Origin of the sequence: Rhodococcus sp. 11-3, from assembly GCF_023704055.1 — a bacterium.
Lineage (GTDB): Bacteria > Actinomycetota > Actinomycetes > Mycobacteriales > Mycobacteriaceae > Rhodococcus > Rhodococcus aetherivorans.
The window spans coordinates 2,048,998-2,063,033 of record NZ_CP080406.1; the positions used below are offsets into that span (position 1 = coordinate 2,048,998).

13 protein-coding genes are annotated in these 14,036 nt (G+C 71.1%); 12 read left to right on the forward strand and 1 reads right to left on the reverse strand.

Annotated elements, in window-relative coordinates; all coding sequences use genetic code 11:
- The first annotated feature begins 1 nt into the window (after position 1).
- The 12 genes from KZJ41_RS09940 to KZJ41_RS10000 all read left to right on the forward strand — a co-directional run bounded on the left by KZJ41_RS09940 (position 2) and on the right by KZJ41_RS10000 (position 13,404).
- A complete protein-coding gene (locus KZJ41_RS09940; protein WP_006938647.1) occupies positions 2-2,524 on the forward strand; it encodes an ABC transporter permease in 2,523 nt (840 codons plus the stop codon).
- 227 nt (positions 2,525-2,751) lie between these two features.
- Positions 2,752-4,335 (forward strand): alpha/beta hydrolase, encoded by a 1,584-nt coding sequence (locus KZJ41_RS09945; protein ID WP_065922807.1) that lies wholly within the window; start codon positions 2,752-2,754, stop codon positions 4,333-4,335.
- A complete protein-coding gene (locus KZJ41_RS09950; protein WP_185713665.1) occupies positions 4,332-4,817 on the forward strand; it encodes an LppA family lipoprotein in 486 nt (161 codons plus the stop codon). The genes KZJ41_RS09945 and KZJ41_RS09950 overlap by 4 nt, the downstream gene beginning before the upstream one ends.
- 129 nt (positions 4,818-4,946) lie before the next feature.
- Positions 4,947-5,378 (forward strand): helix-turn-helix domain-containing protein, encoded by a 432-nt coding sequence (locus tag KZJ41_RS09955; RefSeq protein WP_050034889.1) that lies wholly within the window; start codon positions 4,947-4,949, stop codon positions 5,376-5,378.
- The gene (locus tag KZJ41_RS09960; RefSeq protein WP_006938638.1) at positions 5,375-6,214 is read left to right on the forward strand and encodes an alpha/beta fold hydrolase; all 840 of its coding nucleotides are present in this window, start codon (positions 5,375-5,377) and stop codon (positions 6,212-6,214) included. Before KZJ41_RS09955 ends, KZJ41_RS09960 begins: the two co-directional genes overlap by 4 nt.
- 158 nt (positions 6,215-6,372) lie before the next feature.
- Positions 6,373-7,926, forward strand: a complete 1,554-nt coding sequence (locus KZJ41_RS28500; RefSeq protein ID WP_185713664.1) for an HD domain-containing phosphohydrolase — start codon at positions 6,373-6,375, stop codon at positions 7,924-7,926.
- A 90-nt stretch (positions 7,927-8,016) separates the two neighbouring features.
- On the forward strand, positions 8,017-8,838 hold the full coding sequence (locus tag KZJ41_RS09975; RefSeq protein ID WP_072634771.1) for an alpha/beta fold hydrolase: 822 nt from the start codon (positions 8,017-8,019) through the stop codon (positions 8,836-8,838).
- Positions 8,839-8,845: 7 nt separating this feature from the next.
- Positions 8,846-9,667: an alpha/beta fold hydrolase gene (locus tag KZJ41_RS09980; RefSeq protein WP_256997140.1), complete on the forward strand. Its 822-nt coding sequence runs from the start codon at positions 8,846-8,848 to the stop codon at positions 9,665-9,667.
- Positions 9,668-9,806: 139 nt separating this feature from the next.
- Positions 9,807-10,985 carry a cytochrome P450 gene (locus KZJ41_RS09985; RefSeq protein ID WP_161995654.1) on the forward strand — a complete coding sequence of 393 codons (1,179 nt, stop codon included), beginning with the start codon at positions 9,807-9,809 and terminating at the stop codon, positions 10,983-10,985.
- On the forward strand, positions 10,982-11,176 hold the full coding sequence (locus KZJ41_RS09990; RefSeq protein WP_050034893.1) for a ferredoxin: 195 nt from the start codon (positions 10,982-10,984) through the stop codon (positions 11,174-11,176). Before KZJ41_RS09985 ends, KZJ41_RS09990 begins: the two co-directional genes overlap by 4 nt.
- Positions 11,177-11,204: 28 nt before the next feature.
- The gene (locus tag KZJ41_RS09995; protein WP_221776564.1) at positions 11,205-12,350 is read left to right on the forward strand and encodes an NAD(P)/FAD-dependent oxidoreductase; all 1,146 of its coding nucleotides are present in this window, start codon (positions 11,205-11,207) and stop codon (positions 12,348-12,350) included.
- A gap of 94 nt (positions 12,351-12,444) precedes the next feature.
- Positions 12,445-13,404, forward strand: a complete 960-nt coding sequence (locus KZJ41_RS10000; RefSeq protein ID WP_251550711.1) for a LysR family transcriptional regulator — start codon at positions 12,445-12,447, stop codon at positions 13,402-13,404.
- A gap of 37 nt (positions 13,405-13,441) precedes the next feature.
- Here the strand turns inward: KZJ41_RS10000 and KZJ41_RS10005 are convergent, their stop codons facing one another.
- Positions 13,442-14,029, reverse strand: a complete 588-nt coding sequence (locus KZJ41_RS10005) for a TetR/AcrR family transcriptional regulator (protein ID WP_050034894.1) — start codon at positions 14,027-14,029, stop codon at positions 13,442-13,444.
- Between the last annotated feature and the right edge of the window lie 7 nt (positions 14,030-14,036).

Here is a 14,036-nt window from a genome sequence, read left to right on the forward strand (position 1 = left end):
CATGAGTGCGAATCCCATCCGCAGGGTTGCCCTGCGCAATCTCGCCGCCCACAAGGTGCGGCTGCTGCTGACCGTCCTGTCCGTGGTGCTCGGCACCGCGTTCGTCACCGGCTCCTTCGTCTTCACCGACACCCTGCAGCGCACATTCGACAGCATCTTCGCCGACGCCGCCAAGGGCGTCGACGTCCGCGTCAGCAGCGAACAGCAGGGCGCGAGCGGCGTCCCCGACTCCGACGTCGCCGTCGTCGCCGCGGTCCCCGGCGTGCGGACCGTGGTGCCGGCGTTCGGTGGGCCGGTCATCGTCCTCGACTCCGAGGGCGCGGCCATCCAGACCGGCGGCGCCCCCAGCGAGGGCACCGCCTACCTGCCCCCCGACCAGCAGCTCGGCGACCCCAACGAGTTCGTCGCCGGACAACCGCCCGCCGTCGACGGCGAGATCGCGCTCAACTCGAGCGCCGCCGAGCGTGCCGGACTGTCCGTCGGGGACCCGACGAAGATCCTCGCCGCCTCGGCCGGGATCGTCCCGGTCACGGTCAGCGGCATCTACGACGTCGAGACCGACACCGGCGGCTACGTCGGGGCGATGTTCACCGAGAACCAGGCCCGCACCCTGTTCACCGACGGCACGCACGTGCAGTACATCGACGTCGCCGGCGACGGTGTGCCCGCGGACGAGCTGCGGGACCGCATCGCCGCCGCCGTGCCCGGCCAGAAGGTCCAGACGGGCGCCGAGGTCAGCGAGGAGATCAAGACCGAGATCGAGGAGGCGCTGAGCTTCCTGAACTACTTCCTGCTCGCGTTCGGCGCGATCGCGCTGCTGGTGGGCACCTTCATCATCTACAACACCTTCTCGATGATCGTTGCGCAGCGACTGCGGGAGCTCGCGTTGCTGCGGGCGATCGGGGCGAGCCGCAGCCAGGTGGGCCGGTCGGTGAACCTCGAGGCACTGGTCGTCGGGATCGTGGGCAGTGCCCTCGGCATCGCCGGCGGCGTGGCCCTGGCCTACGGGCTGCGCTCCGCGCTCAACGCGTTCGACGTCGGCCTGCCCTCGGGCCCGCTGCAGCTCGCGCCGCGGACCGTGCTCGTGGCCCTGCTCATCGGCGTCGTCGTCACCGTGGTCAGCGCCTACGCGCCGGCCCGCCGCGCGAGCAAGGTCCCGCCGGTCGCGGCCATGCGGGAGGAGTCCACCGCGACCGTCGAGTCGCTGCGGCTGCGGACCGTCATCGGAGCCGTCGCCGCCGTGGCCGGTGCCGTCACCGTCGTCGTCGGCGCCCAGGGCACCGGCGGTGGCGCGGCCTCCACCGTCGGCGTCGGGGCCTTCGCCCTGATCATCGCGGTCCTGCTCGCGGCGCCCGCGCTGTCGCGGCCCTTCGTCGCGGGGCTCGGCGCGGTGTTCGCCCGCCCGTTCGGGGCCGTGGGCCGGCTCGCCCGCACCAACGCGGTGCGCAACCCCCGCCGTACCGCCGCCACCGCCTTCGCGCTCACACTGGGTCTGATGCTGGTGTCGGTGATCGGGGTGTTCGGCGCGTCCGCCAAGGAGAGCGTCAACTCGCTCGTCGACACCGGCGTCAAGTCCGACTTCATGCTCACCGGACCGCAGATGATCGGGGTGCCCGTGGGGGCCGCCGCCGCGGCGGCGCGGGCCGAGGGCGTGGAGGAGACCATCGCGATGCACGGCGTCCCGGCGCGCATCGGCGACGAGGACACGTTCGGCGTCGCGCTGTCCGGCCCCCTCGGCGACGTGCTCGAGGTCGACGTCACCGAGGGCCGGGAGGACGTCGCCGGCACCGACCTGCTGGTGTCGCAGACCACGGCGGGCGAGAAGGGCTGGAAGGTCGGCGACGCGGTCACCCTCACCAGCCGCGACGGCGAGGACGTCGGCACGACGGTGAGCGGCATCTTCGCCGACAACCAGTTGCTCGGCTCGTGGGTCGTCTCCGAGGAGGTCTACCAGCAGTTCACCCCGCCTGCGTCGCGCTCGGACTTCGTGGTGTTCGTGAACACCGCGGCCGGCAGCGATCCGGAGACGATCCGCACGGCGCTCGAGGACGCCACCAAGCAGTTCGTCGTGGTCCAGGTGCTCGATCGGGAGCAGTTCAAGGGCCAGCAGGCCGCCCAGATCGACACGCTGCTCGCCGTGCTCTACGGGCTCCTGGCGCTGGCGGTGGTCATCGCGGTCCTGGGCATCGTCAACACCCTCGCCCTGTCGGTGGTGGAGCGGCGCCGGGAGATCGGCATGCTCCGCGCGGTCGGCATGCAGCGGGTCCAGGTCCGCCGCACGATCTACATCGAGTCGATGCTCATCGCGGTGTTCGGCGCGGTCGTCGGTCTGGTGCTGGGCCTGGCGTTCGGCTGGGGCTTCGTCCGGACGCTGGCCGACCAGGGCCTCGACAAGATCGCCGTCCCGTGGGGGCAGGTGATCGCCATGCTCGTCGGTTCCGGCGTGGTCGGTGTGCTCGCCGCCCTGTGGCCCGGCGTCCGTGCCGCACGCACGCCGCCGCTCGAGGCGATCTCCGACATCTGACGCGACGGGACCCCCGCCCGTCTCCCTCCGCCCCCGGTGCCCCGCGCGCCGGGGGCGGAACTCGTGCTGCCGCAGGCGCGACCCGGCCGCGGTGACCGGGACCCTCGTCTCCGGACGTGAGTTGTCCACAACCGGCCCGTTCTTCCACAGTTTCACGCCGGCGGCAGTGCGCCCCGCCGCGGCAGGCGCGCAGCGGATTACGCTGCTGCGCCGAGGGGGTGGATCGAATGGATCTTCGGCAGTTGCAGCGGTGGGACCCGGATGCGCTGGACGGTCTCGGCGCGGTGCTGGACCGGCATGCGGGGGAACTCGAGCGGATCGGCGCGCAGATCACCGCGTCGGGACGGTTCGACGGACAGTGGTCGGGGCTCGCGCACGCGGCCGCCGAGCAGCGGCTCGATGACGTCACCGGCGGGATCGTGCGACGGTCCGACGCGTATCGGGAGGTGAGCCGCTGCGCGGCGTGGTGCGCGCCGCGGCTGCGGGCACTGCGCGCGGAACTCGACGACGCGACCCGCTGGGCGCGGGACCGGGCGTTGACCGTGCGGGACGACGGAACCGTCGCGGGCGGACCGGGTACCGACCCGGAGCGGCACGAGGCACAGGCCCGCATCCGTGCGGTCCTCGACCGGGCCGAGACGCTGGATCGGCGGGCCGCAGCCGACCTCGGCCGGGTGCCGGACCAAAGCCCTTCGCGTCCGCTCGGTTTCGGGGGCGTGCGCGCTGCGCCCGCGTCCACCCCGGCGGTGCCGGCGCCCGGGACGGCGGCGGCCCAGGTGGCTGCGTGGTGGGCCGGACTCGACCACGGCGAGCGCACGAAGGTCGTCACCCTGGCACCCGAGCTGATCGGCAACCTCGACGGCGTGCCGGCCGCGGTCCGCGACCTGGCCAACCGCGCGCAACTGGCGGGGGAACGGCGCCGGCTCGAGGAGGTCGCCGCCCGATTGCAGGCCCAGCTCGACGCCGATCCGCTCGGCGGACTGGCGAGCAACGCCGACGCCGGACTCGCCCAGACCCGCAACAAGATCGCCGCGCTCGACGCCATCGAGACGACGCTGGCCCGCGAGGACAGGCGGCTGCTGGGCCTCGATCTGTCGGGCCGGGAAGCGATGGCCGCGGTGGCGGTCGGGGACGTCGACACCGCCGACCACGTCACCGTGTTCACCCCCGGCGCCGGCTCCACGGTGCAGGGCAACCTCGCCGGGTACGACACCCGGATGGCGGCGCTGCGGGAGGAGGCCATGCGCCACCTGCAGGAGGCCGGCCGTGCCGCCGAGTCGGTCGCCGCCGTGACGTGGCTGAACTACCAGGTGCCGCAATGGGGCTGGGGCCTCGCCCGCACCGAGCTGAGCCCGGTGTCGGACCTCGCGGCGGTTCGTGCCGCCCCGCGGCTCGCCGGCTTTCTCGACGGTCTGTACGCCGAGCGGGACCCGCACGTCACCGCCGTCGGTCACTCCTACGGTGCGCTCGCCACCGGCCTGGCGCTGCAGCAGGGTGTCGGGGTGGACGCCGCCGTGTTCCTCGGCGCCCCGGGAATCGGCACCGACGACGTCGCCGAACTCGGTGTGCCGCCGGGCGCGACGTACCTCGTGGAGGCCGACCGCGACCCGGTCGGTGACGTCGGCACGTTCGACGGCGATCCGAGTTTCCTCGACGGCGTGACCCACCTGTCGAGCGACGCCGGGGCGGACGCGTCTGGCCGGCCGCGGCTCGGCTCGACCGGGCACAGCGAGTACCTGAGCGACGGAACGATGAGCCTGTACAACGTCGCCGCGGTCGTCGGCGGCCTCCCGGATCGAGTGGTGCGATGAAGGTTCTGCGCGTCGGTGTGCCGGTGCTGGCCCTGTCGCTCGCGGGGTGCGCGGGCGGGCCGGTCCCCGTCGCCGTGCCCGAGCCGGTGGCGGCGGACCGCGCCGGTGCCGTCGAGTACTACACCCGGGTCCAGCGCGACGCGATGGCCGCCCTGTCGGACGCTTTCCCGGAGATGCAGTTCCGGCAATCGGACCCGGCCACGACGGCCTACTGCGAGCTGCCCGACGGATCGGCGGGCACCACGGTGTTCCTCCCGATCCACCTCTCCGATCGGCCGGTGCCGCCGGGGCAGCTGGAGCGGGCGGCGCGGGTGTTCGAGGAATCGTTGGCGGGCACCGGTTTCCGCGGTGCCCGGTCGCTGCCGGTCGAGACCGGGCTCCAGATCCGGATGTTCGCCGCGGACGGCTCCTCCATCTCGTTCGGCAGCTATCTCGCCGTGACGGTGGGGCTGACGGTGGGGTGCTACCCGGACCGGCCGTAGTGAACTCCCCGTGCCCGCCGGTGTGCGACGAGGGCAGAAAGGGTCGGGAGGCGAGGAGCGGGGGAGGTTCCTCATATGCACGTTAATATCCCTATTGCGCGGATAGTGAGGGAAGTTTAAGGTATTCATGTGAGTGAACGTCTCTATTCGGTGGACGAGGTGGCCGAAAGCCTGGGTCTACACGTGCGCACCGTCCGCAACTACGTGCGCTCCGGGCGGCTCCCCGCGGTCCGCATCGGCAAGCAGTACCGCATCGCGCAGCAGGACCTCGAGGCCTTCACCGGCCGCCCGATGCCGCCCTCGTCGCACGAGTCGGCCGCCCGCCGGCGGCACACCGACGTGTCGAGCATCGTGGAGATCGACGCGGTCGGCGCCGAGACGGCCCACCGCCTCACCACTCTCGTGACGAGCGCGGCGGGCAACCGCCGTTCGGGCGACGAGCCGCTGCGGATCGAGACGGTGTACGACGAGAGGAGGGCGAGGATGAAGATCGTCATCCTCGGCGGGCTGGCCGACACCGCCCGGCTGTTCGACTACATCGACGGGGTGCTCGAGTCATGACCACGATCTACACGTCCGAGGCCGGCGCCCGCGAGGTCCGGCGGCGCTATCGTGATGCCCTGCGGGACTGGCCGATTCCGGCCGAGCATGTGCGGGTACCCACCCGCCAGGGGGAGACCTTCGTGCTCGTCTCCGGTCCGGACGACGCGCCGCCCGTGCTGCTGCTGCACGGCTCGGGAGCGAACGCGACGATGTGGCGTGACGACATCGGCTCCTGGGCGCGGCATTTCCGAACCTACGCCGTCGACCTCGTCGGTGAACCGGGGGAGAGCGCGCCGTCCCGGCCGCCCCTGGCCTCCGACGCGTACGCGCTGTGGCTCGATGACGTGCTCGAAGGTCTGGGGGTCACGAGCGCTGCGATCGTCGGCGTGTCCCTCGGCGGCTGGATGGCGGTGGACTACGCCACCCGGCGCCCGGAACGGGTGACGCGGCTGGTCCTGCTGTGCCCCGGTGGCCTGGGCCGGCAGCGGATGGGCTGGCTGGTCAAGGCGATGTTCCTGCGTCTTTTCGGGCGCCGGGGGGCACTCCGTTCGGCGGCCGTCGTCACCGGCCTGGACACTCCCGAGACGCGTCCGGTCCTCGACGAGGTGGTGCTGACGTTCGCCCACTTCAAGCCGCGTACGGAGCGGTTGCCCGTGTTCTCCGACGACGCGCTGCGGCGGCTGACCATGCCCGCGCTCGTGATCGTCGGTGGCCGCGACGTCCTGTTCGACTCCGAGGGCACCGCCGACCGCGTGCACCGGTGCCTCCCGCACGCGACCGTCGAGGTGCTACCCGAGGCCGGGCACGCGATCCTCGGCCGGACGGAATCCGTCCTCGAATTCCTGCGCGACTGACCCGTCGCGCGGCAACCCGCTTCGGTCGAGGCGAATCCGCCAGGAAGAAGCGTCATGTCCCCGAACCTGCCTCACGAGACGGGCCGACCCGCGGACCGCCGCAGGATCGACGGTCGAATCGCGACTACCAGGGAGTTCCGGCTGGGATAGTGGTGGTTGTGAGCGACCATGCCCGGTCCGGACGCGTGGCGGAGTTGACGATTGCGTTGTCGTTGGCGACGGATCTGGGCACGGGGCAACCGATGGAGCACGGGTTGCGTACGTGCTGGCTGTCACTGGCCGCGTCGGAGGCACTCGGGCTGGCCGCGCCGGCGCGGTCCTGCGTGTACTACGTTGCGCTGCTTCGGTTTCTGGGATGCACGTCGGATGCGTCGGAGACCGCGGTACTGGCCGGCGGCGACGACATCGCATTCGACGCGACGATGGCGCCGATGCTGATGGCCGAGCCCGGTGAAGGTGTGCGCTATTTCGTCCGCCATCTGGCGCACGATCTCCCGTCGCACCGCCGCGTGGGGCGGATTGTGCGGGCACTGAGCGACCCGGACATGAATCGGCGCAGCCTGTCGCAACATTGCGAGGCGGGCGCCCGCCTCGCAACCCGCCTCGGGATGGCCGAATCCGTCCGTCGGTCGCTCGCGCATGCGTACGAGCGCTGGGACGGCAAGGGCTATCCGGCCGGCCTGGCGGCCGACGAGGTGCCGGTGGCGGTGCGGATCGTGACGGTCGCCCGAGACGCCGAGCTGTGGGCGCGCCGGGCGGGCTGGGCGGCAGCCACCGACGTGCTGTTGCACCGCAGGGGCCGCGCGTACGACCCGGCCGTGGTCGACGCCGTGGTCGCCGACGGTGAACACTGGCTCGCCGGAATCGGTGACGACCCGTGCGCGGCGGTCCTCGATGCCGAGCCGGCACCGGCCCTGACGATCGAGTCGGGCAACCTCGACGTGGCTCTGACCGCGGTGGCCGATTTCGCCGATCTGAAGTCGCCGTACCTTCGAGGCCACTCCACCGGTGTCTCGCGGCTGGCCGTTGCCGCCGCCGAAGCTGCCGGCCTTGCCACTGCCGACGCGACGACGCTGGGCCGAGCCGGACTGGTCCACGACGTCGGACGTGTCGGTATCCCCAACGGGATCTGGGATCGCCGGGGTCCGCTCAGCGCCGAGCAGTGGGAACGGGTTCGGCTGCACCCCTACCTCGGCGAGCGGGTCCTGCACCGCTGCGCGCTGCTGGCCCCCCTCGCCGACCTGGCGGCACGCCACCACGAGCGAGCCGACGGCTCCGGTTACCACCGCGGGGCCTCGGGAGACCAGCTCGGCCTTGGTGCCCGGCTGCTGGGCGCCGCCGATGCCTACCACGCGATGACCGAGAACCGGCCGCACCGGCCGGCGCTCACCCCGGCCGAGGCGGCGTCGCAGCTGCTCGACGAGGTCGACGCGGGCCGCTTCACCCGGGTCGAGGTCGACGCGGTGCTCGATGCTGCCGGTCAGGTGAGCCGCCCGCCGCGGGTCTCCCGTCCCGCGGGTCTCACCGAGCGCGAGGTCGACGTGCTGGCGCTCATCGCCCGCGGCCGCACCAACAAGGAAGTGGCGAGCGCCCTCGTCATCTCGCCCAAGACGGTGGGACACCACATCGAACACATCTACACCAAGGCCGGGGTCACCACGCGAGCGGGCGCGACGCTGTTCGCGATGGAGCACGGCCTCCTCTCACCCTGACCGGCGTCGGAAATGGGGCGAACGCCCGATGTGCGCCGGCGGCGACCGGTTCACACTCTCCGACAGGGACCGAAGACGAGGGAGGAAGCCGTGCCCACGATCGACATCAACGACGCCAGAATCTATTTCGAGCGCACGGGGTCAGGGCGGGGGATCCTGTTCGTGCACGGTATGTGCGGCGACGCCGAGGTCTGGGCAGACCAGGCACGGCGGTTGTCGGACCGCTACACGTGCGTGCGCTACGACCGCCGGGGCCACAGCCGAAGTTCCCGCGGCGACGCCACGATCAGCGACTCCCTGCACGCGGACGACGCCGCCGCCCTGATCGAAGCCCTGGAACTTGCCCCTTGCCTGCTGGTGGGATCGAGCAGCGGCGCCGCCGTCGCCGTCGAGGTCGCGTTGCGCCACGGTCACCTGCTCCGCGGCGCGGTGTTCAGCGAGCCGCCGCTGTTCAGCCTCGATCCGGTTGCCGGCCGGGTCGTCCTCCGCGACGTGGTGCCCCGCGTCGAGCAGGCCACCGCCGCCGGCGGACCGGCCGCCGGGGTCGACGCGTTCTTCTCCGTCGTCTGCCCGGGGCTGTGGTCGATGATCGACGACGAGCGAAGGAACCGCTATCGAGCCAACGCCGACATCGGCTTCACCGACCTGCGGTCCCCGTCGCTCGAGGTCACGGCCGGGGACCTGGCCGCCGTGACAGTGCCCGCGCTCGTCGTCGCCGGAAGCGAAAGCCACCCGTCGCTGCGGTCGATCGCCCGTCAACTGGCCGCGGCCCTCCCCGACGCTCGCTTCGTCGAGCTGGAGGGCAGCGGCCACGTCACCTACGCCGAGCGGCCCGACGAATTCGCCGACGCCGCGTCGTCGTTCGCCACCGAGCTCGACCGGCGCACGGCAGCCGCACAGGGCGGCAGGTGAGACGGTCATGAGTCACCTGAGGGCTGCCGAGGGCAGAGCAACCCGATTCGACGTTCGATCCACCGATGGGACACCGCTGGCCGTGTGGGTCGACGGCGACGGGCCGCCGCTCGTCATGGTGCACGGGTCCCTCCGCGACCACACCACGTTCGGCCCCTTGGTGGACGAGCTGCACGCCGACGTCACCACGTTCGCGATGGACCGCCGAGGCTTCGGTGCGAGCGGCGACACACCGGGCTACGCCATCGAGCGTGATTTCGAGGACGTGGCCGCGGTCGTGGATGCCGTCGTGGCCCGCACCGGCGGGACTGTCGCGGTATGGGGTCACTCCTACGGGGCCAACTGCGCGATGGGCGGAGCTGCCCTCGCGCGCAACGTCGATCACCTCGTGCTCTACGAGCCGAGCCTGGGGATGGTCTATCCCGCGGGTTTGATCGATGCGATCGAGGAGGCGGTGGCTGCCGGCGACATGGAAACAGCGATCCGTGCAATCCTCGTCGAGATCCTGGAGTTGACCGAAGAGGAATGCGACACAATGCGATCGGGTCCGCAATGGCCGGCCCTCCTCGCCGCTGCGCCCACCGTGTCCAGGGAGTGCAGAGCCGAGGAGAGCTGGGTGTATCGGCCCGGCCGGTTCGACGGGATCGCGGCCCCGACGCTCCTGCCGGCGGGCACCGAAAGCCCTTCTCGGCTGAACGAGGCAACTCACCGCGCAGCGGGTGCAATTCCCGACGCCCGGATCCAGATGCTCGAAGGGCATGCCCACATGGCCCACAAGACCGATCCCGCCATGGTCGCCACCGTCATCGGCCGGTTCATCCGGTCGTAGAGGCGGCCGCCCCCGCCTCAACGCCATCTCCTACCGGCGGTACCCCCGAAGACCGCGGGACATCACATGAACTAAGTGCATGTAATCGTATGCACAATATGAGTTGGATTTATGTGAGTGGAGTCACTTCAATGGGTGCATGACCAGCAGCACTCCCGCGAGTTCCGACATCGACCTCTTCGCCGACGAGGTCCTGACCGACCCCTATCCGACGTACGCCGAACTCCGCGATCTCGGCGCGGTGGTGCATCTGCCCGCCAACGACGTCTATGCCCTCACCCGGTACGACGTCATCCGCGACGCCCTGGCCGACCCCGGCACCTTCTCGTCCCGGACGATCGGCTTCAACCCGATGGTCAACGAGGCGCTCCGAGGCACGTCCCTGGCCTCCGACCCGCCGATCCACACCGAACTGCGCGCGGCGCTCACCGAGAACCTCACCCCGCGGGCGCTGCGGGGACTCAAGGGCCAGATCGAGGCCAAGGCCGATGCGCTGGTCGCGGACCTGGTGGCCGAGGGATCGTTCGAGGCCATCGATGCGCTGGCCCGCGCCTTTCCGCTCGAGGTCGTCGCCGACCTGATCGGCTTCACCGGCGCGGCGCGCGACAACATGCTGCGCTGGGGACAGGCCGCGATCGAGGTCATCGGCCCGATGAACCAGCGGACGGCCGAGAACTTCCCGATCGCGGGTGAACTCTACGAATGGTGCGCCGGGGTCCGGGCCGAGGATCTGGCACCGGGGTCGGTGGGTCGCGGGATCTTCGATGCCGAGGCCCGGGGCGTCATTCCCCCCGACACCGCCGGCCACATCATCCACCAGTACCTCGGTGCGGGGGTGGACACCACGATCACCGCGCTCGGCAACATCGTCGCGCTCTTCTCGGCCTTCCCCGACCAGTTCGACCTGGTCCGCCGGAATCCCGCCCTGGTGCCGGCGGCCTTCAACGAGGCACTTCGATTCTGGGCTCCGATCCATGCCTGGGGCCGCTCGGTCACCGAGGACGTGGAGATCGACGGCACCCTGGTGCCGGCCGGATCCCAGGTGGCGATCCTCTTCGGTGCGGGCAACCGCGACCCGAGGCACTACGAGAACCCGGACGCCTTCCTGGTCGAACGGAACCCGGTCGACCATCTGTCCTTCGGTTACGGTCCGCACGGCTGCGCCGGTCAGGGTCTGGCCCGTCTCGAAGCTCACGCCGTCATCGCGGCACTGGCGAATCACGCGCAGCGGCTCGTGGCCGCCGAGCCGGTTCGCGTGCCCAGCAACATCACCCGTTCCATCGACGAACTCGAGATCCTGAAGGTGGTCCCCGCATGAAGATCGTGCTCGACAGGCCCCGTTGCGAAGGCCACGGACTGTGCGAAGAGGTCGCTCCCGCACTGATGCACCTCGACGACGAGGGCGAACTGATCATCGACGTCGGCGAGCTCCCCGAGGGCAGCACCGAACTCGCCGCCGCAGGTGCCGCCGTCCGGGTCTGCCCCGTGGCCGCCCTCAAACTGGCCTGACACCGACAGCCGCAGGAACGGAACCCACATGAACGGCACCGACATGAACGGCACCGAAGCTCCCCGACGAATCGTGGTCGTCGGCAACGGGATTGCCGGCCAGACGGCCTGTGACAGCCTGCGCGCCGCGGGTTTCGACGGCGACCTGACCATCGTCGGGGACGAACCGCGGGCGGCCTATTCGCGGCCCGCGCTCTCGAAGGCGCTCCTGGTCGACGGTGGTTCCCACGAACTGGCCCCGCCCACGCACGAGGCCACCGAGGTGCTCGGGGTCGCAGCGGTGGGCCTCGACGTCGAGTCCCGCCGCGTGAGTCTCGCCGACGGATCGGAGCTGAGCTTCGACGGACTGGTGATCGCGACGGGTTCCCGGGCCCGGCGCCTCGGTGGTCCCGACAGCCCGGAGCTGACCTTGCGCACCCTCGACGATGCCCTCGCGTTGCGGGAGCGGCTGGCGGCGCGGCCGTCTGTCGTGGTCGTCGGCGCCGGCCCACTGGGCATGGAGATCGCGTCCGCGGCGCTGTCGGCGGGATGCGAGGTCACGCTGGTGGCCGACGGTAGGCCGATGCTCCCGCATCTGGGTCCGTGCCTGTCCGAAGCGTTCACCGCGGCTGCGGTCGCCCAGGGGCTGAAACTGGTCGACGGTACCGCCGCCGGAATCGACGGCGCGCGTGCCGTGGTCCTGAGCGACGGCTCACGGGTCGAGGCCGACCTGATCGTCACCGCGATCGGCGACATTCCCAACACGGAGTGGCTGGCCACCAGCGGACTGATGGTCGACGGCCGCCTCGAGGCGGACTCGCGCGGGCGAGTCGCGCCCGGCATCGTCACGGCCGGTGACGTCGCGGCGATCCCGACGCGTGGGGGTGTGCGCCGGATTCCGCTGTGGAGCAGCGCGATCGAGCAGGCCAAGGTCGCGGCCGTCGCGCTCCTGGCCGGCGACGCCGCGCCCGAACTCGACCTCGATCCGTACTTCTGGACCGAGCAGTTCGGGTTGAACCTCAAGGCGGCCGGCCACCTGCCGGCGGCCGGCGAACCCGAGTTCCTCGTCGGTGACAGCCCGCACGGACCGTCGGTGATGCGCTGGACGCACGACGACGGACGCGGCGTCGCGGTCGCCGTCAATCACCGGATCCCGATCCCGAAGCTGCGCCGCATGGCCTCGGCCGACGCGTGACGCCGCAGTCTCGACTGACGCCGCAGTTTCGACTGACGCCGCAGTTTCGACTGTCGCCGCGGGGTCGGCCGACGGATACGTAGAGTTCGTGTGGATGAACCAACCGCTCGACCACCCGAGCGATCCGGACCTGGGACGGCTCGCCTCGGTCAACCTCAACCTGCTGGTGCCGCTGCTGGCACTGCTCGAGGAGGGGTCCGTCACCCGCGCCGCGGCCCGGGTGGGCATGACCCAGCCCGCGATGAGCCATGCCCTGGGCCGGATGCGCCGGCTGATCGGCGACGACCTGGTGATGCGGCAGGGGAGCGGCCTGGTGCTCACCCCGCGCGCCCTGGAACTGATCGCTCCGCTGCGTGACGTGCTGCGGCAGACCGCGCGGGTGGTGGACTTCCCGGGCTTCGATCCCGCTCGCGACAGCCGCACCATCACGGTGGCGATGACCACCAGCACCGCCTTCGTGGTCGGGCCGAATCTGGCGCGACTGATCGCCGAGCGGGCACCGAATGCGACCCTCCGGATGCGCAACTTCGTCGAGCCGCATCCGAGCGACTTCACCGACGACGGGGTGGACGTCGTACTCGTGTCCGAGGCGTTCTCCTCGCCGTACCCGCGCCACCGGCTCTACGAGAACCGCTGGGTGGTGATCGCCCACCCGGACAGCGATCCCGAGGCGTCTGCGCTGGACCTGCTCACCTCGCTGCCCCACGTCACCTACGACTCCCGGCACCGGGTGGCACCGTACGCCGCGATGGACGCGCACGGCGTCCATTACCGGATCGGGCAATTGATCTCGGACCACCTGCTCATCCCGCATCTGGTGGCAACGGCCGGTGGGGTGGCGGTACACACCTTCCGGGTCGCTGTCGCGATGCGGGAACGGGTGAACCTCCGCATCGAGGAGTTCCCGCTGCCGGTCTCTCCGTTGGGTGTCGACATGGTGTGGAACCCGCGCCTGGCAGATCGGGAGTTCATCGGCTGGTTGCGGGGGATCCTGGTCGACGCGTCCGCCTTCGAGCCGGCGGCACCGACGTCCCGGGCGGCCCGTGACGGGTGATCGTCGGGGACGGACTTCCTCGTGCCGATGCTGAGCCTCAGTCGTCCGATGCGAGCAGGTGGCACCAGGATCCGGTGAGTTCGTCGAGACAGATCTCGCGGGGGGGCCGCCAGCCGACCGAGAAGTAGCGGCGCGAGAGGTACTCGAGCTGGCCGAACGCGAGCACGCAGCGGATCCGGCGACGGTCCGGCGGGAATCGGTTCGCCAGGTTCAGCCCCTCGGTCATCTGGCCGACCGCGTCCTCGAACCACTGCTCGGTCCTGGCCGCGACGTCCGGCTCATGGGCGGCCTGGTAGGACGCGGTGAGGTAGGGCTTGATCTCGTCCCACTGCGAGAACTTGCGGTCCAGCCACTCCTGGATCCGGTCGCGCGAGCCGGAGGCGACCACTGCGGTCAGCGTGGGGTCGTCGGCCGTCGTGAGGATCGCGTCGACCTTCGTCAGCAGTGCGCTCATCACCTCGGCCTTGGACGCGAAGTGCAGGTAGAACGTGGTCCGGGTCGAGCCGGCGGCGGTGGCGATGTCGTCGATCGTGGTCGCGGCGTAGCCCTTGGTTCCGAACAGCTCGAGTGCCTTCGTGAGGAAGAGCTCGTAGGTCATCTGCTTCTGTGCGGCACGGAGCGACATGGGCTCG

Bases quoted from the DNA above. Each gene is read 5' to 3' on its own strand.
- KZJ41_RS09940 (WP_006938647.1), top strand. From the start codon at position 2: ATGAGTGCGAATCCCATCCGCAGGGTTGCCCTGCGCAATCTCGCCGCC.
- KZJ41_RS09945 (WP_065922807.1), top strand. From the start codon at position 2,752: ATGGATCTTCGGCAGTTGCAGCGGTGGGACCCGGATGCGCTGGACGGT.
- KZJ41_RS09950 (WP_185713665.1), top strand. From the start codon at position 4,332: ATGAAGGTTCTGCGCGTCGGTGTGCCGGTGCTGGCCCTGTCGCTCGCG.
- KZJ41_RS09960 (WP_006938638.1), top strand. From the start codon at position 5,375: ATGACCACGATCTACACGTCCGAGGCCGGCGCCCGCGAGGTCCGGCGG.
- KZJ41_RS09980 (WP_256997140.1), top strand. From the start codon at position 8,846: ATGAGTCACCTGAGGGCTGCCGAGGGCAGAGCAACCCGATTCGACGTT.
- KZJ41_RS09985 (WP_161995654.1), top strand. From the start codon at position 9,807: ATGACCAGCAGCACTCCCGCGAGTTCCGACATCGACCTCTTCGCCGAC.
- KZJ41_RS09990 (WP_050034893.1), top strand. From the start codon at position 10,982: ATGAAGATCGTGCTCGACAGGCCCCGTTGCGAAGGCCACGGACTGTGC.
- KZJ41_RS09995 (WP_221776564.1), top strand. From the start codon at position 11,205: ATGAACGGCACCGACATGAACGGCACCGAAGCTCCCCGACGAATCGTG.
- KZJ41_RS10000 (WP_251550711.1), top strand. From the start codon at position 12,445: ATGAACCAACCGCTCGACCACCCGAGCGATCCGGACCTGGGACGGCTC.
- KZJ41_RS10005 (WP_050034894.1), bottom strand. From the start codon at position 14,029: ATGTCGCTCCGTGCCGCACAGAAGCAGATGACCTACGAGCTCTTCCTC.